The organism is Photobacterium gaetbulicola (assembly GCF_003025515.1).
GTDB classification, from domain to species: domain Bacteria; phylum Pseudomonadota; class Gammaproteobacteria; order Enterobacterales; family Vibrionaceae; genus Photobacterium; species Photobacterium gaetbulicola.
In genome coordinates this window covers 109,560-128,777 of sequence record NZ_PYME01000009.1, presented here as the reverse complement: position 1 = coordinate 128,777, position 19,218 = coordinate 109,560, and the positions used below count along the sequence as shown (strand labels likewise).

The 19,218-nt window shown below is 51.9% G+C and carries 18 protein-coding genes; 14 read left to right on the top strand and 4 right to left on the bottom strand.

Going from position 1 to position 19,218, the window contains the following annotated elements; all coding sequences use genetic code 11:
• Positions 1 to 3: 3 nt before the first annotated feature.
• From C9J03_RS10130 to C9J03_RS10120, 3 genes are all read left to right on the top strand, one after another.
• Positions 4 to 1,284: a dicarboxylate/amino acid:cation symporter gene (locus tag C9J03_RS10130; RefSeq protein ID WP_044624198.1), complete on the top strand. Its 1,281-nt coding sequence runs from the start codon at positions 4 to 6 to the stop codon at positions 1,282 to 1,284.
• Between the two features lie 230 nt (positions 1,285 to 1,514).
• Entirely contained in the window at positions 1,515 to 2,852 is a 1,338-nt protein-coding gene (locus tag C9J03_RS10125; RefSeq protein WP_044624197.1) for a sigma-54-dependent transcriptional regulator, read from the top strand.
• Between the two features lie 385 nt (positions 2,853 to 3,237).
• Positions 3,238 to 3,486 carry a hypothetical protein gene (locus C9J03_RS10120; protein ID WP_044624196.1) on the top strand — a complete coding sequence of 83 codons (249 nt, stop codon included), beginning with the start codon at positions 3,238 to 3,240 and terminating at the stop codon, positions 3,484 to 3,486.
• A gap of 249 nt (positions 3,487 to 3,735) precedes the next feature.
• Here C9J03_RS10120 and C9J03_RS10115 read toward each other — a convergent pair whose 3' ends face one another.
• Entirely contained in the window at positions 3,736 to 4,770 is a 1,035-nt protein-coding gene (locus C9J03_RS10115; RefSeq protein WP_044624195.1) for an NADP(H)-dependent aldo-keto reductase, read from the bottom strand.
• 161 nt (positions 4,771 to 4,931) lie between these two features.
• Here C9J03_RS10115 and C9J03_RS10110 point away from each other — a divergent pair, with 161 nt between their 5' ends.
• Positions 4,932 to 5,234, top strand: a complete 303-nt coding sequence (locus C9J03_RS10110; RefSeq protein WP_039465984.1) for a DUF6482 family protein — start codon at positions 4,932 to 4,934, stop codon at positions 5,232 to 5,234.
• A 6-nt stretch (positions 5,235 to 5,240) separates the two neighbouring features.
• Here C9J03_RS10110 and mutH read toward each other — a convergent pair whose 3' ends face one another.
• The gene (gene mutH / locus C9J03_RS10105) at positions 5,241 to 5,909 is read right to left on the bottom strand and encodes a DNA mismatch repair endonuclease MutH (RefSeq protein WP_044624194.1); all 669 of its coding nucleotides are present in this window, start codon (positions 5,907 to 5,909) and stop codon (positions 5,241 to 5,243) included.
• 581 nt (positions 5,910 to 6,490) lie between these two features.
• Here mutH and rppH point away from each other — a divergent pair.
• The 5 genes from rppH to C9J03_RS10080 all read left to right on the top strand — a co-directional run bounded on the left by rppH (position 6,491) and on the right by C9J03_RS10080 (position 11,957).
• Positions 6,491 to 7,009, top strand: coding sequence for an RNA pyrophosphohydrolase (gene rppH / locus C9J03_RS10100; RefSeq protein ID WP_039465987.1), 519 nt, complete (start codon positions 6,491 to 6,493; stop codon positions 7,007 to 7,009).
• 27 nt (positions 7,010 to 7,036) lie between these two features.
• Complete coding sequence (gene ptsP / locus C9J03_RS10095) at positions 7,037 to 9,292, top strand: phosphoenolpyruvate--protein phosphotransferase (protein WP_044624193.1); 2,256 nt, start codon at positions 7,037 to 7,039, stop codon at positions 9,290 to 9,292.
• A gap of 41 nt (positions 9,293 to 9,333) precedes the next feature.
• Positions 9,334 to 10,146: a sulfite exporter TauE/SafE family protein gene (locus tag C9J03_RS10090; RefSeq protein ID WP_044624623.1), complete on the top strand. Its 813-nt coding sequence runs from the start codon at positions 9,334 to 9,336 to the stop codon at positions 10,144 to 10,146.
• Between the two features lie 42 nt (positions 10,147 to 10,188).
• Positions 10,189 to 10,995 (top strand): prolipoprotein diacylglyceryl transferase, encoded by an 807-nt coding sequence (gene lgt, locus C9J03_RS10085; RefSeq protein WP_044624192.1) that lies wholly within the window; start codon positions 10,189 to 10,191, stop codon positions 10,993 to 10,995.
• Positions 10,996 to 11,105: 110 nt separating this feature from the next.
• On the top strand, positions 11,106 to 11,957 hold the full coding sequence (locus C9J03_RS10080) for a thymidylate synthase (RefSeq protein WP_044624191.1): 852 nt from the start codon (positions 11,106 to 11,108) through the stop codon (positions 11,955 to 11,957).
• Positions 11,958 to 12,337: 380 nt separating this feature from the next.
• Here C9J03_RS10080 and C9J03_RS10075 read toward each other — a convergent pair whose 3' ends face one another.
• Positions 12,338 to 13,483 (bottom strand): Na/Pi symporter, encoded by a 1,146-nt coding sequence (locus C9J03_RS10075; protein WP_039469605.1) that lies wholly within the window; start codon positions 13,481 to 13,483, stop codon positions 12,338 to 12,340.
• Positions 13,484 to 13,966: 483 nt separating this feature from the next.
• Here C9J03_RS10075 and nhaA point away from each other — a divergent pair, with 483 nt between their 5' ends.
• The 4 genes from nhaA (at position 13,967) to C9J03_RS10055 (ending at position 17,004) form a co-directional block, all read left to right on the top strand.
• On the top strand, positions 13,967 to 15,145 hold the full coding sequence (gene nhaA, locus C9J03_RS10070; protein ID WP_044624189.1) for a Na+/H+ antiporter NhaA: 1,179 nt from the start codon (positions 13,967 to 13,969) through the stop codon (positions 15,143 to 15,145).
• Positions 15,142 to 15,408 carry a hypothetical protein gene (locus C9J03_RS10065; RefSeq protein WP_044624188.1) on the top strand — a complete coding sequence of 89 codons (267 nt, stop codon included), beginning with the start codon at positions 15,142 to 15,144 and terminating at the stop codon, positions 15,406 to 15,408. Before nhaA ends, C9J03_RS10065 begins: the two co-directional genes overlap by 4 nt.
• Before the next feature lie 302 nt (positions 15,409 to 15,710).
• On the top strand, positions 15,711 to 16,601 hold the full coding sequence (gene nhaR, locus C9J03_RS10060) for a transcriptional activator NhaR (RefSeq protein ID WP_039469608.1): 891 nt from the start codon (positions 15,711 to 15,713) through the stop codon (positions 16,599 to 16,601).
• 106 nt (positions 16,602 to 16,707) lie between these two features.
• The gene (locus C9J03_RS10055) at positions 16,708 to 17,004 is read left to right on the top strand and encodes an ArsR/SmtB family transcription factor (protein WP_039469610.1); all 297 of its coding nucleotides are present in this window, start codon (positions 16,708 to 16,710) and stop codon (positions 17,002 to 17,004) included.
• A 92-nt stretch (positions 17,005 to 17,096) separates the two neighbouring features.
• Here C9J03_RS10055 and rpsT read toward each other — a convergent pair whose 3' ends face one another.
• Positions 17,097 to 17,357: a 30S ribosomal protein S20 gene (rpsT, locus tag C9J03_RS10050; RefSeq protein WP_036799376.1), complete on the bottom strand. Its 261-nt coding sequence runs from the start codon at positions 17,355 to 17,357 to the stop codon at positions 17,097 to 17,099.
• A gap of 207 nt (positions 17,358 to 17,564) precedes the next feature.
• On the opposite strand from rpsT, the gene murJ reads away from it, so the two are divergent.
• Entirely contained in the window at positions 17,565 to 19,124 is a 1,560-nt protein-coding gene (gene murJ / locus C9J03_RS10045) for a murein biosynthesis integral membrane protein MurJ (RefSeq protein ID WP_044624622.1), read from the top strand.
• Positions 19,125 to 19,218 lie beyond the last annotated feature (94 nt).

The following is a 19,218-nucleotide window of genomic DNA, read 5'->3' as shown; positions in this document are numbered from 1 at the left end:
ACGATGAAGAAATCGCTATCAGGAAAGATTTTTGCAGGCCTGTTTGCCGGCCTGATTATCGGTACGGCAATACAGTACCTGTTCAACGGCGTGACCTTGATGGATACTTATGTGCTCGGCCTGGCTGAAGGGGCTGGCGGCATGTTTGTTTCGCTGATCAAATTGTTGGTCGTGCCGTTGGTGTATGTGTCGATAGTTTGCGGCATCGTTGAACTGAAAGACATTACCGCATTTGGTCGCCTTGGTGGTAAAACCTTTGCCCTCTACATTATTAATACTATCATCGCGATCACCGCAGCCCTGACTATTGGCATGATTATCCAGCCGGGTGCGGGGGCTAACTTGGCCGGTACGGTGACTGAGGCTGTGCAGCTGACCACGACCGAAACGCCGGATATCTTTTCCCTGATCGTCAACATCGTACCGAGCAATCCGGTACAGGCGTTTGCCAATGGCGACATGCTGCAGATCATCTTCATGGCGATCCTGACTGGCCTGGCCATTCAGGCGCTTGACACCCGTGGCGGCCCTGCAATCAAGACGTTCAAAATGGCCAACGAAATCATGATGAAGTTGGTCGGGCTGGTCATGAGCCTGGCACCATTCGGTGTATTTGCACTGATGATCCAACTGGGTGCCACCTTGGATGCCAATACCCTGATGTCGGTAGCCGGTTATGTTGCCTTGGTTGTCTCGATGCTGGTGTTCTGGATTTTCTTCTTCTATCCAATGATGGTAGGCCTGACTACTGGCATTAAGCCGAGTGCTTTCCTGCGCCATACCCGCGAGCAGATCCTGTTCTCGCTATCAACCGCGAGCTCGAACGCCACGATTCCGGTGACCATGCGGACCCTGACTGACAAGATTGGTGTGTCTAAGTCTGTGGCAGGCTTCGGTGTGCCTCTTGGTGCGACCATGAATATGTCCGGTGTGTCTATCTATATTGCTTTAGCTACCCTGTTTGTTGCCAATGCGTTTGGCCAGCCAATCAACAGCGCGGATATCTTTACCCTCGGCCTGACCATCCTGTTGCTGTCTATCGGTGCCGGTGGGGTACCGGGCGGTGGTGTGGTGATGGTTGGTGTATTGTTGCACCAGCTGGGTCTGCCGCCAGAAGGGCTTGCGATTGTTGCAGCGGTTGATCGTATCAATGATATGTTCTGTACCAGCTCGAACGTGGTTGGTGATACTGCAGTCAATACTATTGTGGCTAAATCAGAAAATGAAATAGGCAGCGTTGAAGCTGATGCCGAACCGCAGTCCGAGCGTGTCACTGTGAGCTAAGAAACATAGCTGGACATGTTGAAAATTGAAAGCGCCTCCGGGCGCTTTTTTTTATTTGCGTCCAATATTTCTTCCAATCGCCAGATTTAGCTACAATTTTATTATTAAATTAATTGCGCATTGATTGGATCGTGTTCGTGGGTTGGGGATAACGTGGTTTGGGCATGGGTGAGCCGATGTCTGTATAAGTCCCTCGTCTGCATGGATGCACTGGCCGAGAGGTATCGCGGATGAAAAGAGCAAATGGAAGCAGCACTGTATTGGGGACTTTGGTGATCTTGGGGGGCGGTGCACCAGCGTGGATAAAAATGCTGGAGCAAGCGGGTTGGGCTTGCCATCGCTGTTACGATCTCCGTGCCGCCGAATCACTGTTGCTGGAGGTGGGTCCCTGCATCGGCGTGGTCGATCTCACCCGGGACGAGTTCAGCCTACAAGGGGTGGCTGGCTTGGTGAACCGTAATAAACAAGTCCGATGGCTGGCGCTGGTCCACGAGCGTCAGTTGGACCATGATGTGATATGCCAATTTATCCTCAACTTCTGCATTGACTACTTTACCGATCCCGTCCCGGAGTCCCAACTGCTCGATACGATTGGCCACCAACGCGGGATGCTGCAGCTTGAGCGGCGGGTCTGGCCGCAACTTGGTGTGTTCGGTCAGTCGGGCTTGCAGGGTGAGCAGGCTGCAATGAAAAGTCTTCGCCACCATGTAAAGCGGATCGCCATGACGGAGCTCCCAGTCTTGGTCCAGGGGGAAATAGGGACGGGTAAGGAATTGGTTGCCCGGGCTATCCACCAAGCGTCGACGCGTGGTAGAGAGGCTTTTGTCTGTGTCAATTGCGAGTCGCTGACCGAAAGCTGGATGGTGGATGTGGGGGCGGAGAACCAGCCTAAGTGCAGTCTGCAAGCGGCGGATGGCGGGGTATTGTTCCTCGATGAAATCACCCACCTTGACCTAGCCCGGCAACAGGATTTGGTCCGTTTCCTGCGTGATGAAAGCTTGACGACTGAAACCGGTAGGAGAGTGAGCGCCGATATCCGTTTGATGGTGTCTACTCGCTATACCCAGGATGAACTGCTGGCGTCAGGTTTGCTCTGCGAGGAGTTGTATTATCGGCTCAGTGCGTTTGGGATCACGGTACCCACGCTGCGCGAGCGGGGGGAAGATATCGTGTTGCTGGCCGAATTTTTCATGCTTAAATTTGCCCGGCAGTATAACAGCCCGGTCAAAAAGCTATCACCGGAAGCGGGCCAGTTGCTGATGAACTATTCGTGGCCAGGCAATGTTCGGGAGATGATAGGCCATATCAAGCGGGCGATTCTGTTGAGTGATGACAAGATACTCGACGTGGAGCATCTTGATCTGCCGAGAACGATGGATGACAAGCAAAGCCTCAAGGAAATCCGCTCTGATTCTGAGCGTGGAGCAATCTTGGCGGTACTCGAAAACAACAAAGGACAGATTTCCGCCGCGGCCAGAGAGCTCGGTATTTCAAGGGCAACGATGTACCGCCTACTTAACAAGCATGATCTGGTCCCCCCACCCAAACACCTTCGGCAGGATAGGTAAGGTGTCATAGACTGGAATCGGCCCGGATGCTGGTGAATAATTCATCAAAGTCGGCCTTTCATCGGCAGAGTTAGAGTATTGTTGTTTTTGTCATCATTTACTGCCTAAGTGGTTGTTTTGTATTCGGCGCTTGTTACAATAACCCCATATTTCACATCTTTATAACTTATTGCCGGAGGAACTGATATGCCAATTACTGTCATGATGTCGCACACCTGTTCTTGCGGTGATACCAGCATCAAACCTAATCATTAACGGCAATCCGCTGTGTCAATGGGCCGCGGATTTCTGTCGCGGCTAGTTAAGTTATTGACTTATGTTGTCAGCCTAAACGGCAGGATCTGTGTCCCTCCTACTATCTATCATTTATATGGAGAGCACGATTATGCGCCAATCAGTCTATTTACGCCTTGCAGTCTTTCTTGTTCAGCTTGATGTTAAACGCGAGGACGCTCAGTGGCGAAGGGAACACCGCCGTATTCAGGTACACATGCCCTATCCCCTTTCAGCACATATGCTCAAAGATATCGGGGTTGATAACGAGTTCCGTATTTCTCAAGATCAACTGAGCCCTTCAGCGGTTCGTAAGGTACGACACCTGAGGCGGGAATATAAATCAAGACTTGTGACGTGATGCCTCCCCCGCGATGCGTTGGCGGGGGGAAAGTATGACGAACTGTTAGCAACCGCCGTAGCCCGTCACGGCTTGTAACATTTACCAACGCTTTGCGACGAATACGCTCTAGAGCCTTTGGCGAGGCTTAGGTAAAGTAGCCGGGCATCAACAAAGGTGTCTACCTAAGTTGGTTGAGCTAATGTTTTTCGGCCCCCGTATTACGGGGGCTTTTTTTTGCCTGCGAGTTGCCGCAGGGGCTTGAGGGAGTTATGGGCAAGGGTTGGAATACTGAATGCCGATCTCTTGCAGCGCCTCCATCACCTCGGTGTTCAGTTCAATATCCAGACTATCGATATTGGCATTGAGCTGCTCAAGTGTCGTCGCGCCAATGATATTGCTGGCGACGAAGGGGCGCTGGTTGACGAAAGCCAGTGCCATCTGGGCCGGATCTAATCCGTGCTCATGGGCAAGGTTGACATAGGCCTCGGTCGCGGCAATCCCTTGTGGTTTGAAGTAACGCGAGAAGCGCTCGAACAGGGAACAGCGAGCGCCTTGCGGGCGTGCACCATTGAGGTACTTGCCGCTCAGGGTACCAAATGCCAGCGGTGAGTAGGCCAGAAGCTCGACGCCTTCATGGTGGCTGATTTCGGACAGGCCGACTTCAAAGCTGCGGTTGAGTAGGTTGTACGGGTTCTGGATGGTCACAACCCTTGGCAGGTCGTGCTTTTCGGCCAAGCGCAAAAAAGACATCACGCCCCATGGGGTTTCGTTGGACAAGCCGATATAGCGGATTTTTCCGGCCCGGACCAGTTCGGCTAATGCGTCGAGCGAGTCGGTCAGGGTCACACCGGAGTGATCTTCTTGGTATTGGTAGTTGAGTTGGCCGAAGCAGTTGGTTTCACGCTGCGGCCAGTGTAACTGGTAGAGATCGATATAGTCGGTTTGCAGCCGGTTGAGGCTGGCTTCAACCGCATCGTGGATATTGCGTCGGTCGAGGGCCATCTCCGGCCGGATGTAGGGGAGGTTACGCGGGCCAGCGACTTTAGTGGCGAGAACCACCTTATCCCTCACCCCTTTGTTTTTCAACCAGTTGCCAATAAAAGTTTCTGTCAGCCCCTGGGTTTCTCTATTTGGTGGGACAGGATACATCTCGGCAGTATCGATGAAGTTGATCCCGCGTTCAAAAGCCAAGTCAAGCTGGCTGTGCGCGTCTTGCTCGTTATTCTGTTCACCGAAGGTCATGGTCCCGAGGCAGATTTTGCTGACCTCAAGACTCGAGTGGGGGATCTTGTGGTATTTCATTAGCCCTCCTTGGACTCATCAGATGTTCTCTCTTCGACTATAACGCGAGTTCTATACTGTGAGAAGACCCACAACACATTGAGCTGTCTCGCACTTGACCTTGCCGGGTTCGGCTTTGTGGCCAATAGTTAACCTTTGTCGGGTAAGGTTGGGGAGGGGGCATGAAACTGTCACAATTGAAGCACTGGACCAAAGCGGGCACCGGGTCGATTCCGGCATGCATCCTGACCAGCTATGCTGGATGTTCCGATTATCTGCTTGAGGTGGAGTACAAGCACCACCTCGAGCCGCTCAAGACCGATAGCGGGGAGATGGTTAAGTTCCAGTCGATCGAACAGGCAGGGGAGTTATTACGCCCGCTGGGGATCACCAGTGTGACGCTCCGGGTGATTGATCCCTATGATGAGTTCTCGCCTGACGGCCAGCTCAGCCAATGCCGGGAAGATATGACCATCGCCTTGTAAGCCGCTTTACAGAATAAAGTACTTTTCCAGCAAGCCGGCGGTGAAGTGGGTCTTGAGGTAAAAGCCTCGCGGCAGGGTCTTTATCGGCTGGCCGTTGGCACCGTAGGCTTCTGTCAGCGCTTTGCTGTTGGCGGCTTTCGGACGCAGTTGCAGCACTTCGCCGTGGCGGGCAGTGATCTGCTCGACCTGGCCGAGCACGATCATATCCATCAGCTCTTCCCAGTCTTGCCTTAGTTGCTGCTCCTCTTCTGCCGAAGGGCTCCACAGCAGCGGAGAGCCGACATGGCGTTCGGCCAAGGGAATATCGCGCTCACCCTCTACCGGGATCCACAGCACCCGGGCCAGCTTGTGGCGAATATGACTGTTTTCCCAGCACAGGCCGTGCAGCCCTATCAGCGGAGCCACACAAACGAAGGTGGTTTCCAATGGCCTGCCGTGATACCCGACCGGAATGGTCTTGAGCTCAATGCCGAGGTCCGCGAAGTCTGGTACCGGCTTGCTGCCAGCACTGGCACCGAGGTGCCATTCCAGCAGTTGACCCACCCAGCCTTTGTCACGTCGCAGATCTGGCGGGACAGTGATATTGGCTATTTGCGCCAGTTCACCGAGGGTCATCCCGGCCAGTGCGTTGGCACGCATCAAAAGTTCCTGTTCAGTCTTCGGGGTCGGTTGCATGGTGTTTACCTTCTGTATGGCAGGCGATCCTACCATAGCCGCGGTGGAGGATCCTATTCCCCAGTTATCCACAGGGTTGGGTGGCAAAAAACTTTATTATACCTCATCTGTGCATTTATACAGGGGTTGGTTGGTAATTTGACCAGTTGGATGGTGGTTTTTTGAGTGGTTGGTGCTTTTTGATGTGGATAAAATGCTGGGTGGTTGATCTTTGACCGATCTAAAAATGTGGCAGGGATGATCTTGTTATAAAGTGGCGCTGTAACTCGATTTTTATGCTTTAGTGTATGTTTAGTAAGGTTTTTATTGGGTTTTTATGCAGTGGTGACCCGTCCTTTTGTTGTTGCGTTTGATACACTAACCCACGGGATTGACGGCTTCTTCACAATTCTATCCACAGAAATCGTGTATAAATGTGGTCTATGTCTCATTGTGATGTTTATAAAGTATCCAGCAGCGAAAAGTTATCCATATTGTGAGGCTCAGCTAGGAAAATAGACGGATAAATAACAATGTTTGTTTACCCATAGGGTTGTCTGTGAAAAAATCACTATTAATAGAGATTTAATTGAGGTCGTCCAGTGATTGATGGCGATGGGTACCGCCCAAATGTGGGTATTGTGATCTGTAATAGCCATGGCCAAGTATTCTGGGCTCGACGATATGGACAACATTCCTGGCAGTTTCCGCAAGGTGGGATTGATGAGGGGGAGACCCCTGAGCAAGCCATGTATCGGGAATTATACGAGGAAGTAGGGCTAACCAAGAAGGATGTACGGATTGTGGCGTCTAGCCGCCATTGGCTACGTTACAAATTACCCAAGCGGCTGGTTCGCTGGGATTCCAAGCCGGTTTGTATCGGGCAAAAGCAGAAGTGGTTTCTGCTCAGTCTAGAATGCGATGAGTCTAAGGTGAATATGCAACGTGGCAGTACGCCGGAGTTTGATGGTTGGCGCTGGGTCAGCTATTGGTATCCCGTGCGGCAGGTTGTGTCTTTCAAGCGAGATGTATATCGCAGAGCATTAAAAGAATTTGCTGCCATAGCCATGCCTTTTAAAGAGCGCAAAGAACGAAAAAAGCGCCGGGGCAAGCGCGGCTAAGTCAGTTGGTAGGGAGCGGGGCGGATTATGCTGACGCAACTAAGAGAAATTGTTGAGAAGGTGGCGGCGGCCCCGAGTCTGCTTGATGCCCTCGAACAACTGGTGATCAGCACCTGCAAGGCCATGAAGACCGAGTGTTGTTCGGTCTACATTGCGGATCAGCAGCGCCAGCGTTTTACTTTGATGGCGACCAAGGGGTTGAGAAAGCCCCATCGTTATGTTGGCTTGCCTTTTGGCCAAGGGTTGGTTGGCTTGGTGGCCGACAGGGCGGAACCAATTAACGTTGCCGATGCCCGGCATCATCCCCATTTCAAACATCTCCCCGGGATCGGGGAAGAGTCTTTCAGCTCCTTTTTTGGTACGCCGATTATTCATCAGCGCCAAGTCCTTGGTGTACTGGTGATCCAGCAGCGTGAGCAGCGCGAGTTCGACGAGAGTGAAGAATCCTTCATGGTGACGTTGGCCGCGCAGCTGGCCGTGTTGCTTGCCCATGCCAAGGCGCAGGGAATGTGGCCGGATCAGCACAACGGCCTTCACTTGGTAGGCTCTGCAGCCTCCACCGGGGTGGCAGTTGCTCGCGCCTGGTGGGATGACAACCAGCCTCGGCTGGAACACGTGGCCCCGGCCTCCTGCCTGGATCGCGAAGCGGAACAAGAGCGTTTGACCATTGCTATCGAAATGGCAAGCGCTGAGTTTCGCCGCCTGCGCAAGCGCTTCGACAGTGAGCTGCACAAGGAAACGCTGGCCATATTTGACCTGTTCAGCCACCTGCTCAATGATCCCATGCTGAGAAAGGATCTGTTCCACAAAATTGCCGGTGGTGATTTGGCCGAGTGGGCGATCCGCCAAGTGGTGGAAACCTACTCTGCCCGCTTCGCCAATATGGAGGACGCCTACCTCAAGGAGCGGGCGCAGGATATTCGTGAGCTAGGCCAGCGGTTGCTGTTCTTTCTGGCCAATGAAGAGGTTTCCGAACTGTCTTGGGAGGAGCCGGTTGTTCTGTTGACCCGCGAGCTGACCGCCGCCATGCTGGCCAGCGTGCCGCGCGATAAGCTGGCTGCCGTCGTATCCCAGGAAGGTGCGGCCAACTCCCATGCCGCGATTCTTTCCAGAGCTCTGGGGATCCCCGCGGTGATGGGGGTCGATTTTGTGCCGGAGAAAATCCACAACAGCCTGGTCATTGTCGATGGCTACCGTGGCGACCTGCTGGTCAACCCGAACCGGCATGTGCTGGCTGAATACTTGCGCCTGCAGAAGGAAGAGCAGGAATTGGCAGCAGTGGTTGAAACCGGGTTGGATAAACCGGCGGCGACACTGGATGGTGAGCGGATCCACATTTTTCTCAATGCCGGCCTTAGCGCCGATACCAGTATTGCCGTCAACCGCGGTGTAGACGGGGTTGGCTTGTATCGGACCGAGGTACCGTTCTTGTTGCAGCGCAGTTTCCCGTCGGAAGAAGAGCAGACCCAGCAATACCAGTCGATCCTCGAAACCTATAGTGGCAAGCCGGTGGTTATGCGCACCCTGGACATCGGTGGTGATAAACCGCTGCCCTATTTGGCGATTGAGGAGGATAACCCGTTTTTGGGCTGGCGAGGGATCCGCTTTACCTTGGATCATCCTGAAATCTTCCTGATCCAGGTGCGGGCGATGCTCAAAGCCAGTATCGGCCACGACAACATGGATATCCTGCTGCCGATGATCTCCGGCATTGCTGAGCTGGACGAGTCGCTGACGCTGATTGAGCGAGCCTATACCGAAGTCGCGAAAACTGCGGCCGAGCAGGGGAGGGTATTACGTCGGCCTCGGATTGGGATCATGATCGAAGTCCCATCCATTCTCTACCAGCTACCGGTACTGAAAGGGCGGGTGGATTATATTTCTGTCGGAAGCAACGACCTGACCCAGTATTTGTTGGCGGTTGACCGGAACAATTCGCGGGTTGCCGGTGTCTATGATGCGTTGCACCCGTCGGTGATCCATGCGCTCAAGCATATTATTGATGTCAGCCAGCAGCTGCAATTACCGGTCAGTGTGTGTGGCGAGCTGGCCGGTGATCCGATTGGCGCTTTGTTGCTGGTCGGCATGGGGTACCGGTCGCTCAGTATGAATACCCGCAATGTTGCCAAGATAAAATACATGCTGCGCCACGTTTCGGTCGATGACATGAAGCAGTTGGCCGATTACGCCCTGTCGGCCACCTATGCCGATGAGGTCAGGCGTAATACGATCGAATTTGTTGACGGCCACGGCTTGGGCGGATTTATTCGTGCGGGTAAGTAGCTTCGTGGTCTTAGCGGGTTGGTGTGAGTAGTATGGCCGACATGTTGGTTTTGTATGGCAATGAGCTGTGGGTATTTGCCTGCTGTTTGGTGTTGGGTGCCATTGTCGGTATTTTAGCCGGCTTGCTTGGGATCGGTGGCGGGTTGCTGGTGGTGCCAGCGCTGGTCTGGCTGTTGCCGCAAGCCGGGGTCGAAGCTAACTTGGTGATGCATATTGCCTTGGGTACGTCCCTTGCCAGTATTGTGCTGACATCGGGATCGTCGGCACGCAACCATTTCCGGCTCGGTAATGTCGATTTAGCTATTGTCCGTAGCTTGGCGCCGGGAGTGGTATTGGGGGGACTGGGCGGCAGTTTTGTTGCCGAGCTGGTACCAACCTCGCTGCTACCGAAAATTTTTGCCATTATTGTGTTATTGCTGGCAACCCAAATGCTGCTGTCGATGCGATTTAGCAGCCAGCGTGATTTGCCCGGAGGCGTGGGAACTTTTTGCTCGGGTGGGATGATTGGCGTGGTGTCCAGTCTAGCCGGGATTGGCGGCGGTTCGCTGACTGTGCCGTTTCTCAATTGGCATGGGGTAGAAATGCGACGGGCAATAGGCTGTGCTTCTTTCTCCGGGGCGCTGATTGCGATTGCGGGAATGAGCGGGTTTGTGCTGGCGGGAGTTGGTGAGCAGACTTTGCCACCGATGAGCTTGGGTTATGTCTATTTGCCGGCGTTACTCGGGATAGTCCTGGTCTCAATGCAGACAACACGCTATGGTGCCGCGTGGGTAAGCCACTTGCCAACACCGGTGCTAAAGAAAATATTTGCTGTTTTTTTACTGTTTATCAGTATCAAAATGTTTATGGGGTAGTCATCATAGGCCTACTGCCTGTGAAGTATAGAGATAAGATTGATGAGCCAAGGTTATTTAACGTTTCCGAATATTGATCCGGTGTTGATTGAGATCGGGCCGTTAGCCATCCGCTGGTATGGCATGATGTATTTATTGGGGTTTGTATTTGCCATGTGGTTGGCCAACCGCCGGGCGGACAAGCCGGGCAGTGGTTGGACTCGCGAGCAGGTCAGTGACTTGTTGTTTGCTGGCTTCCTCGGCGTGGTACTGGGGGGGCGTATTGGCTACGTGCTGTTCTATAACTTCCCGCTGTTTTTGGATAATCCGCTGTACTTGTTCAAGGTCTGGACCGGCGGGATGTCGTTCCACGGCGGGTTACTCGGGGTGATTGCGGCCTTGTTCTGGTATGCGCGTAAGCATAACCGTACCTTTTTCAATGTCGCCGACTTTGTTGCCCCGCTAGTGCCTTTTGGCTTGGCGGTAGGGCGTTTGGGCAACTTTATTAACGGGGAGCTATGGGGGCGTGTCACCGACGTGCCTTGGGCCATGATCTTCCCAACAGGTGGGGATTTGCCTCGCCATCCTTCGCAGTTATATCAGTTCTTCATGGAAGGCTTCTTACTGCTGATTATTCTTAATCTCTTTATTCGCAAGCCGCGCCCGGCTGGGGCGGTATCGGGGCTGTTCTTGTTTGGCTACGGGGTGTTCCGCTTTATTGCTGAGTACTTCCGCGAGCCGGATGCGCACCTTGGCCTGTTTGCCGGTTGGATCAGTATGGGGCAGATTTTGTCATTGCCAATGGTCATTGGTGGTGCTCTGATGATACTGTGGGCCTACAAGTGCCAACCGAAAGGTAAGGCGGCTTAATTTCGCCAGATGATGACAGGGCAGCCTTGGGGCTGCCCTTTTTTTTATACCCGACCAAGAATTCGTGTAGAATTGGCCCACTTTATTTTTGAATTAGGGCCAGCGGAACCATGAAACAATACCTCGCGCTTTGCCAGCGCATTGTGGACGAAGGAGTGTGGGTTGAGAACGAGCGAACAGGCAAGCGTTGCCTGACCGTGATCAATGCCGACTTGAACTATGATGTTGCCAACAACCAGTTTCCGCTGATCACCACCCGCAAGAGCTTCTGGAAAGCGGCGATTGCCGAAATGCTGGGCTATATCCGTGGTTATGACAATGCGGCTGACTTCCGTGCCCTGGGCACTAAGACCTGGGACATGAACGCCAATGACAATGCAGCATGGCTAGCCAACCCGCACCGCAAGGGCGAGGATGATATGGGCCGCGTTTATGGGGTACAGGGGCGTAGCTGGCAGAAGCCCGATGGCAGCACGATAGACCAACTGCGTAAGATCATCGATAACCTGAGCAAGGGTATTGATGACCGCGGTGAGATCCTGACTTTTTACAACCCTGGTGAGTTTGATATGGGCTGTCTACGTCCGTGCATGCATACCCATACGTTCTCTCTGGTCGGTGACACCCTGCACTTGACGAGTTACCAGCGCTCTTGTGATGTCCCGCTGGGACTGAACTTCAACCAGATCCAGGTCTTTGCTCTACTGGCATTGGTGGCCCAGATTACCGGCCATAAGCCGGGTCAGGCTTACCACAAGATTGTTAATGCCCACATCTACGAAGATCAGCTTGAACTGATGCGTGATGTCCAACTCAAGCGCGAGCCGTTTCCGTCACCGCAACTGAAGATCAACCCAGAGATCAAATCGCTGGAAGATCTGGAAACCTGGGTCACTATGGATGATTTCGAGGTGGTGGGCTACCAGCATCACGGCCCAATTAAGTACCCTTTTTCTGTATAGAAACCTTGCTGCGGGTAACAAAATATTGCCGCAGAAACATATTTTTGCCCCTAAAAGCCTCTTTTAGGGGCTTTTTTGGGGCTTAGAGCGGTAAAGAGTAGCGGTACTGTGGTTCGATAGCTCTATGGATTTGCACATAGATTATTCGAATTAGGAGGGCGTTTGACGATCAAAAATGAAGATAGATTGCTTGACTAAAATAGCCTTCTGAGCAAGCCTGCACAGCACCACAGCACCACAGCACCACAGCACCACAGCACCACAGCACCACAGCACCACAGCACCACAGCACCACAGCACCACAGCACCACAGCACCACTTTTTCAACCAACAAAAAACCCCGCCGGAGCGGGGTTTTGATCAGTGTTTTGGCTTTTAGCTTATGCGGTCAGCGCTAGGATTGAGCCAGGGATTACCACGAATACCAGGGCGATGTAACCAGCAACTGCGGCTTTGCTCTTAGTACCGATTTCGCCTAGGTAGAAGGCCCCTTTCAGTGGCAGTTCACGTAGGAACGGTACACCGTAGATTAGGACTGTTGCCAGCAGGTTGAACGCAAGGTGTACCAGTGCGATTTGTAGAGCAAACACTGCGTACTCCCCCGATACTGCGGTTGCAGCCAGCAGAGCCGTGATACAGGTACCGATGTTAGCGCCTAGCGTGAACGGGTAAACATCACGTACTTTCAGTACACCGGTACCTACCAGCGGTACCATCAGGCTGGTTGTGGTCGATGATGACTGAACCAGAACTGTGACGACTGTACCTGAAGCGATACCGTGGATTGGACCGCGGCCAATCGCGCTTTTTAGGATTTCACGAGCACGGCCTACCATCAGGCTACGCATTAGCTTGCCCATGGCAGTGATAGAGACAAAAATCAGGCCGATACCAATCAAGATCATGAACACGCCACCCATGGTGCCAAAGCCGGCCAGTGGGCCCTTGATCAGGTTTACGCCCGGGCCTGTCAGTACCTTCATGAAGTTCATGCCACCCATGTCCATGTTGGCTGTGCCCATCATCGGCGATACCAGCCAGGTGGAGATTTTATCCAGCAGACCGAACATCATTTCCAGCGGAAGGAAGATTGCAACCGCTAGCAGGTTAAAGAAGTCATGAATCGTGGCACTGGCAAAAGCGCGGCGGAACTCGTCTTTACAACGGGCATGACCCAGGCTAACGAGGGTATTGGTCAGAGTTGTCCCCATGTTAGCACCCATGACCATCGGAATCGCCGTCTCAACCGGCAGGCCACCAGCTACCAAGCCGACAATGATAGAGGTTACTGTACTTGACGACTGGATAAGCGATGTTGCTACCAAGCCGATCATCAAGCCAGCAATCGGATGCGAGGCAAACTCAAACAGCGTTTTAGCTTGTTCACCAACAGATAGTTTGAAGCCGCTGCTCACGACAGAGACAGCAACAAGTAGAACGTAAAGCATGAACGCCAGGTTAGCCCAGCGGACCCAGCGCATAGAGCTGTTCATTGGCTGTTCAGCAGTAGAGGCTTGGGTAGTCATAATCATTTCTCCATGACAGGAATATGTCTTTTGGGTTTCATATTTTTGAAATCTGGGGGCGATGTTAGAGATCGAATATTTCAGAAATATGACAGTTACTGTCACAAAGTAAGTTTGTGCTCATTTTGCGATGAGGAGCGATGCTTTTCGCTGTAATGAATAATTTACTATGGTTTTAATTTATTGATTTATAATTGTTTTTATTGATTTGTAAAATTGATGGTGAGCTTTGATTTTTTTCTCTTGCCATTCGTTGTTTTTGTGGAATTAATGAAAGTTGCCCGTTTTTCACACAGTATTGAGTGGCCAATATGACAGGGTAAAAAAAACACAGTACGGATATTGCTTGTCTTGGTGATGTATTGCTCGGTTTTACCGATGTTTATCTTCTGAACAAACGATTTAACAGTTTAGTGCTGTGACGACTAAACTAAATTTACATTTTTATTGTGACATTTGTTTCACGCAAAGGAGTTCCGGTCAATGACCGATGCGATTCGTAAATTTTTAAAACTAGAGTCTGCTGGTGGGATAATCCTGATCATCGCGGCAGCGATGGCTATGATGATTGCGAACTCGCCATTGCAGGATCTGTATAACGGAACCCTGCACACTTACGTTGCGGGCTTATCTATTTCACATTGGATCAACGATGGTCTGATGGCTGTGTTTTTCTTGCTAATCGGCTTGGAAGTCAAGCGTGAACTCATCGAAGGGGCGCTGAATACCAAAGAAAAAGCGATCTTCCCGGCCATTGCAGCTGTCGGCGGCATGATTGCGCCAGCGTTGGTTTACGTGCTGTTTAATTTTGCCGATCCCCTTGCCGTTCAGGGCTGGGCGATTCCGGCTGCAACCGATATTGCTTTCGCGTTGGGGATCATGGCCCTGCTCGGCAGCCGAGTACCGGTGAGCCTCAAAGTCTTTTTGCTGGCATTGGCGATTATTGACGATCTTGGGGTAATTGTGATCATAGCGCTGTTCTACAGCAGTGATTTGTCTACCTTGGCGTTGGCTGTGGCCTTTGCTGCAACGGCTGCTCTCTTTGTTATGAACGCCAAAAACGTCACCAAGGTCTCATGGTACGTTGTTGTTGGCTTGATCCTCTGGATTAGCGTCTTGAAGTCAGGGGTGCACGCCACATTGGCTGGTGTGGTGCTGGGCTTTGCTATCCCGCTGTCGGGCGAAGGCGGTTTATCTGATCAGCATTCGCCGCTTAAGAAAATGGAGCATGCATTGCATCCGTATGTCGCCTTCCTGATTTTGCCTGTGTTTGCCTTTGCCAATGCCGGGATCTCATTGGAAGGGGTCTCTTTGGCGGGCCTAACGTCCATGTTGCCTCTAGGTATCGCGCTGGGGCTGATGATTGGCAAGCCGCTTGGTATCTTCACCGCGAGCTATCTGGCGATCAAAACCGGCCTGGCGAGCATGCCGGAAGGAATTGGCTTTAGACAGATCTTTGCGGTCTCAGTACTGTGTGGTATCGGCTTTACCATGTCCATTTTCATTTCGTCACTGGCTTTTGTCGGTGCCCCTGAGGACTTCAGTACTTACTCTCGTTTGGGAATCCTATTGGGATCGACAGTATCCGCGGTATTGGGTTACATGATGCTAAGCCGGTCGCTGCCAAGGAGTGTTGCCAAGGAAAATGGAGGTGTAATATGAAACGCGCATTGATTATTGTCGGGATCATGATATCAGCGACAGCGATGGCCGTACCGGATTACCAAAGTTGCGATCAAGACAGCAGCACTGAGATTTGCCAAGCTTACCTGGCCGGTGTCAACCACGGTAAATCGGCTGGCGAAACGACAGCAATGGTGGAAAACGATAGCCCATTCCGTTCCCGGGCATTGGAGCAGCGGGTAGGAGAGCGCTACCGAAAAATGACATCGATTGAGCCTAAGACCGCATTACCTGCAGATTGATCGCTTTTTTCGGTGTATAGACACTGAATAAGTGTAATATTTCATTGGTGAATGAATAATTACAGTTGAAGCACCCAGAAGCTAAGCGTAAGCTGGCTTCTGGGATTTTTATTTTTTGGTAGCTTTATTTCCAATCAGCATTAATCAGGCCTAAGTTGCTGGTTATGGCGACTGACTACGTCATCAGCATTTTGGTAACTCCGTTACCGCAAACTCCTCTTGTATTCGGTTGTTTCACCTCCGAGTTGGCCATTGCCTATCCCGATTGGAAATACACTGTTTATGGAAAATGGTAGCTAAACATGTCTCACCTTAACTACAACCACCTCTATTACTTCTGGATGGTTTGCAAGCAGGGCTCAGTCACCAAGGCTGCCGATGCGTTGTTTTTGGCTCCGCAGACGGTCACCGGACAGATCAGGGCGCTGGAAGAGCGCCTCAAAGGCAAACTGACCAAACGTGTTGGCCGTAACATCGAGCCGACAGAGTTAGGCCAGCTGGTCTTTAAATATGCCGATAAGATGTTCGACCTCAGCTACGAGATGTTGGATATCGTCAATTACACCCAGCGCGAGAACTTGCTGTTGGAAGTCGGGGTGGCCGATGCGTTGTCAAAGCGCTTGGTCAGCAAAGTGTTGATGGAAGGCTTGCCGGAAGACGAGCGTATTCACCTGCGTTGCTATGAATCGACCCACGAAATGCTGCTGGAGCAGCTGTCGCAGCACAAGCTGGATATGATCTTGTCGGATTGTCCGGTGGACTCTACCCAGAGCCCGGGGCTCTACAGTAAGAAGCTGGGTGAGTCGACCATGAGCTTTTTCTGCAACGAACCAGACAAGCCACTGAACTTCCCTGCCTGCATTGAAGATTACAAGCTGCTAATACCGGGCCGACGCACTGCGATGGGGCGTAAGCTAATCCATTGGTTCGACCAGATGGGGATCACCCCAAATATCCTTGGCGAGTTCGATGATGCCGCACTGATGAAGGCCTTTGGCCTGTATCAGCAGTCAATGTTTGTCGCGCCGTCGATCTATGCGGCCGAATTGGAAGATACGGCCCATAATATCCGTGAGGTAAAGCGGGTCAAAGAGATCAAAGAAGAGTATTACGTCATTTTCGCTGAACGGATGATCATGCACCCTGCGGTAAAACGCATTTGTGAGGCGGACTTTAGAAAACTGTTTAAATAAAGTTGCTGGTTTTTGTTCGTTTAATTCAAATATCCATACTGTGTGCTAGAAAACCATGTTTAAATTAAGTACATTAGCGTTAACTTAATTGACTGGTGGTAGCAGTATGGAACTACAGCAAATGGAGCAAAATGCCCCTAAAGCCGTAGCTCTGCTAAAAGCAATGGCCAATGAGCGGCGTTTATTCATCCTGTGCTACTTGCTGGAGGAAGAAATGTCGGTCGGCATGATGAGTGAGCGACTGGGGATCAGTCAGTCGGCATTGTCACAGCATTTGGCGTGGTTGCGGCGCGATGGCCTAGTAGAAACAAGGAAGGTTGCTCAGACGGTGTATTACCGCCTCAAGAGCGACGAGGTCAAAGCAATGATGCAGTTGCTACACAAGATGTATTGTGGAGCCTAGCAGCGCAGCGCAGCGCAGCGATTCGATTGCGGATAAGCAGATATAAAAAAACCGGCGTAAGCCGGTTTTTTTATCAAAATCAGAAACTCAAATTAAAGAGCTTTGATTTTCGCAGCTAGACGAGCTTTGTGACGTGCAGCTTTGTTTTTGTGGATCAGGCCTTTAGTAGCCATGCGATCCATAACAGGTTGCATTTCAGCGAAAGCTTGAGTAGCAGCTTCTTTGTTGCCCGCTTCGATAGCAGCAATAACTTTCTTGAAGAAAGTACGCATCATTGAACGACGGCTAGCGTTGTGCTGGCGACGTTTTTCAGAAGTGATCGCACGTTTCTTAGCAGATTTGATGTTAGCCAAGGGTATAACTCCAAAACTTGGTACGGTGACATTTTAAGGCCGAGGACTATGCCTGTTTAGCCAAAGATTGTCAAATGATTTGTGCAAATAACCGCCTAACCAATTGAATTGGCACTTGCGGATTAACACGGTTAATATGGCGGCAGATTTTACCAGCATTTGGCTACGGAAGTCACCTTTTGGGGCCATCTTTATGAGGTTTTTTTTGTGAGCAAGCGTCTTTTGCGCTCAGGACTGATTGTCAGCACCATGACATTGGTCTCTCGGGTGCTTGGTTTGGTGCGCGATGTCGTTGTTGCCAACCTGATGGGGGCCGGGGCTGCGGCCGATGTTTTCTTCTTTGCCAATAAAATCCCCAATTTTCTGCGGCGGCTGTTTGCCGAGGGGGCCTTTTCGCAAGCCTTTGTTCCGGTTCTGACTGAATACCATGCTTCTGGCGAGATAGATCGTACCCGGCAATTGATTGCCCGGGCGTCGGGGACCTTGGGCGTGATTGTCACTGTGGTGACCCTGCTGGGCATAGTCGGCTCGGGCGTGGTCACGGCCTTGTTCGGGGCCGGGTGGTTTATCGACTGGCTAAACGATGGCCCGTCGGCGCCGAAATTTGAGCTGGCCAGCCTGCTGCTGAAAATTACCTTCCCGTACCTGTGGTTCATCACCTTCGTTGCTCTGTCGGGGGCGATCCTCAACACCTTGGGGAAATTTGCCGTTTCTTCATTTACCCCAGTGTTTCTCAATGTCGCGATCATTGGTTGTGCCTGGTTTGTTTCACCTAACCTCGAACAGCCTGAAATTGGCTTGGCATTGGGGGTGTTCCTCGGTGGTCTGATCCAGTTTTTGTTCCAGCTGCCTTTTTTATATAAGGAAGGCATGCTGGTGAAGCCGAAATGGGGGTGGAACGACCCGGGGGTGGTGAAGATCCGCACCCTGATGATCCCGGCGCTATTTGGTGTTTCGGTTAGCCAGATCAACCTGTTGTTTGATACCTTCATTGCCAGCTTCCTGACCACAGGCTCTATCAGCTGGCTGTATTACTCCGACCGCTTGCTGGAATTCCCGCTGGGTCTGTTCGGTATTGCCATTGCTACGGTGATCCTGCCGGCGCTGTCACGCAAACACGTTGACCAAAGCCCCGAGCAGTTCGCCCATACCATGGATTGGGGGGTGCGCATGGTATTGCTGCTGGGGATCCCTGCGATGCTCGGACTGATGGTGCTGGCCAAGCCGATGCTGATGGTCTTGTTCATGCGTGGTGAATTTAGCCCCAATGATGTACAGATGGCATCCATGTCACTGCTGGCTTATGCATCCGGCTTGCTTAACTTTATGCTAATCAAGGTACTGGCACCGGGCTATTACGCAAGGCAGGATACGAAAACTCCGGTGAAATTTGGTATTGTCGCTATGGTGACGAATATGTTCTTCAATGCCATCTTCGCTTACTTCTATGGCTATGTGGGTCTAGCGATGGCCACGGCGCTGTCGGCACTGGTTAACGCCGCCCTGCTATACCGTGGCCTGCATATTACCGGTGTATACAAGGTGACGGGTGAAACTTTGGGGTTTGTCTTGCGCCTTGTTGTCGCAGGTGCTGCCATGGTCGGCACCCTATTGTGGGTTCTGCCTGAAATGACGGTGTGGTTGGAGTGGACTTTGCTTGACCGTGTGCTGTGGCTGGCGGGTCTTATTGGTGTCGGTGCTGGGGTATATCTCGTGGCCGTTATGCTGATGGGCGTTCGCCCTCGCCACCTGCGTGCCGCCAGTTAAAGTGACAGAATCACAATGCGGGTGGTGATAAAATCCCCGCAAAATCGCCTGAATATGATTCAGATTGGTATGATGGACCCAGAGTAGTATATAA

What these genes read in the sequence shown, in the direction of transcription:
- C9J03_RS10065 (WP_044624188.1), top strand. Translation starts at nt 15,142, where the DNA reads ATGAAACGCGCATTGATTATTGTCGGGATCATGATATCAGCGACAGCG.
- C9J03_RS10130 (WP_044624198.1), top strand. Translation starts at nt 4, where the DNA reads ATGAAGAAATCGCTATCAGGAAAGATTTTTGCAGGCCTGTTTGCCGGC.
- ptsP (WP_044624193.1), top strand. Translation starts at nt 7,037, where the DNA reads ATGCTGACGCAACTAAGAGAAATTGTTGAGAAGGTGGCGGCGGCCCCG.
- C9J03_RS10090 (WP_044624623.1), top strand. Translation starts at nt 9,334, where the DNA reads ATGTTGGTTTTGTATGGCAATGAGCTGTGGGTATTTGCCTGCTGTTTG.
- C9J03_RS10125 (WP_044624197.1), top strand. Translation starts at nt 1,515, where the DNA reads ATGAAAAGAGCAAATGGAAGCAGCACTGTATTGGGGACTTTGGTGATC.
- C9J03_RS10115 (WP_044624195.1), bottom strand. Translation starts at nt 4,770, where the DNA reads ATGAAATACCACAAGATCCCCCACTCGAGTCTTGAGGTCAGCAAAATC.
- C9J03_RS10110 (WP_039465984.1), top strand. Translation starts at nt 4,932, where the DNA reads ATGAAACTGTCACAATTGAAGCACTGGACCAAAGCGGGCACCGGGTCG.
- C9J03_RS10075 (WP_039469605.1), bottom strand. Translation starts at nt 13,483, where the DNA reads ATGACTACCCAAGCCTCTACTGCTGAACAGCCAATGAACAGCTCTATG.
- C9J03_RS10120 (WP_044624196.1), top strand. Translation starts at nt 3,238, where the DNA reads ATGCGCCAATCAGTCTATTTACGCCTTGCAGTCTTTCTTGTTCAGCTT.
- mutH (WP_044624194.1), bottom strand. Translation starts at nt 5,909, where the DNA reads ATGCAACCGACCCCGAAGACTGAACAGGAACTTTTGATGCGTGCCAAC.
- nhaR (WP_039469608.1), top strand. Translation starts at nt 15,711, where the DNA reads ATGTCTCACCTTAACTACAACCACCTCTATTACTTCTGGATGGTTTGC.
- C9J03_RS10055 (WP_039469610.1), top strand. Translation starts at nt 16,708, where the DNA reads ATGGAACTACAGCAAATGGAGCAAAATGCCCCTAAAGCCGTAGCTCTG.
- C9J03_RS10080 (WP_044624191.1), top strand. Translation starts at nt 11,106, where the DNA reads ATGAAACAATACCTCGCGCTTTGCCAGCGCATTGTGGACGAAGGAGTG.
- nhaA (WP_044624189.1), top strand. Translation starts at nt 13,967, where the DNA reads ATGACCGATGCGATTCGTAAATTTTTAAAACTAGAGTCTGCTGGTGGG.
- lgt (WP_044624192.1), top strand. Translation starts at nt 10,189, where the DNA reads ATGAGCCAAGGTTATTTAACGTTTCCGAATATTGATCCGGTGTTGATT.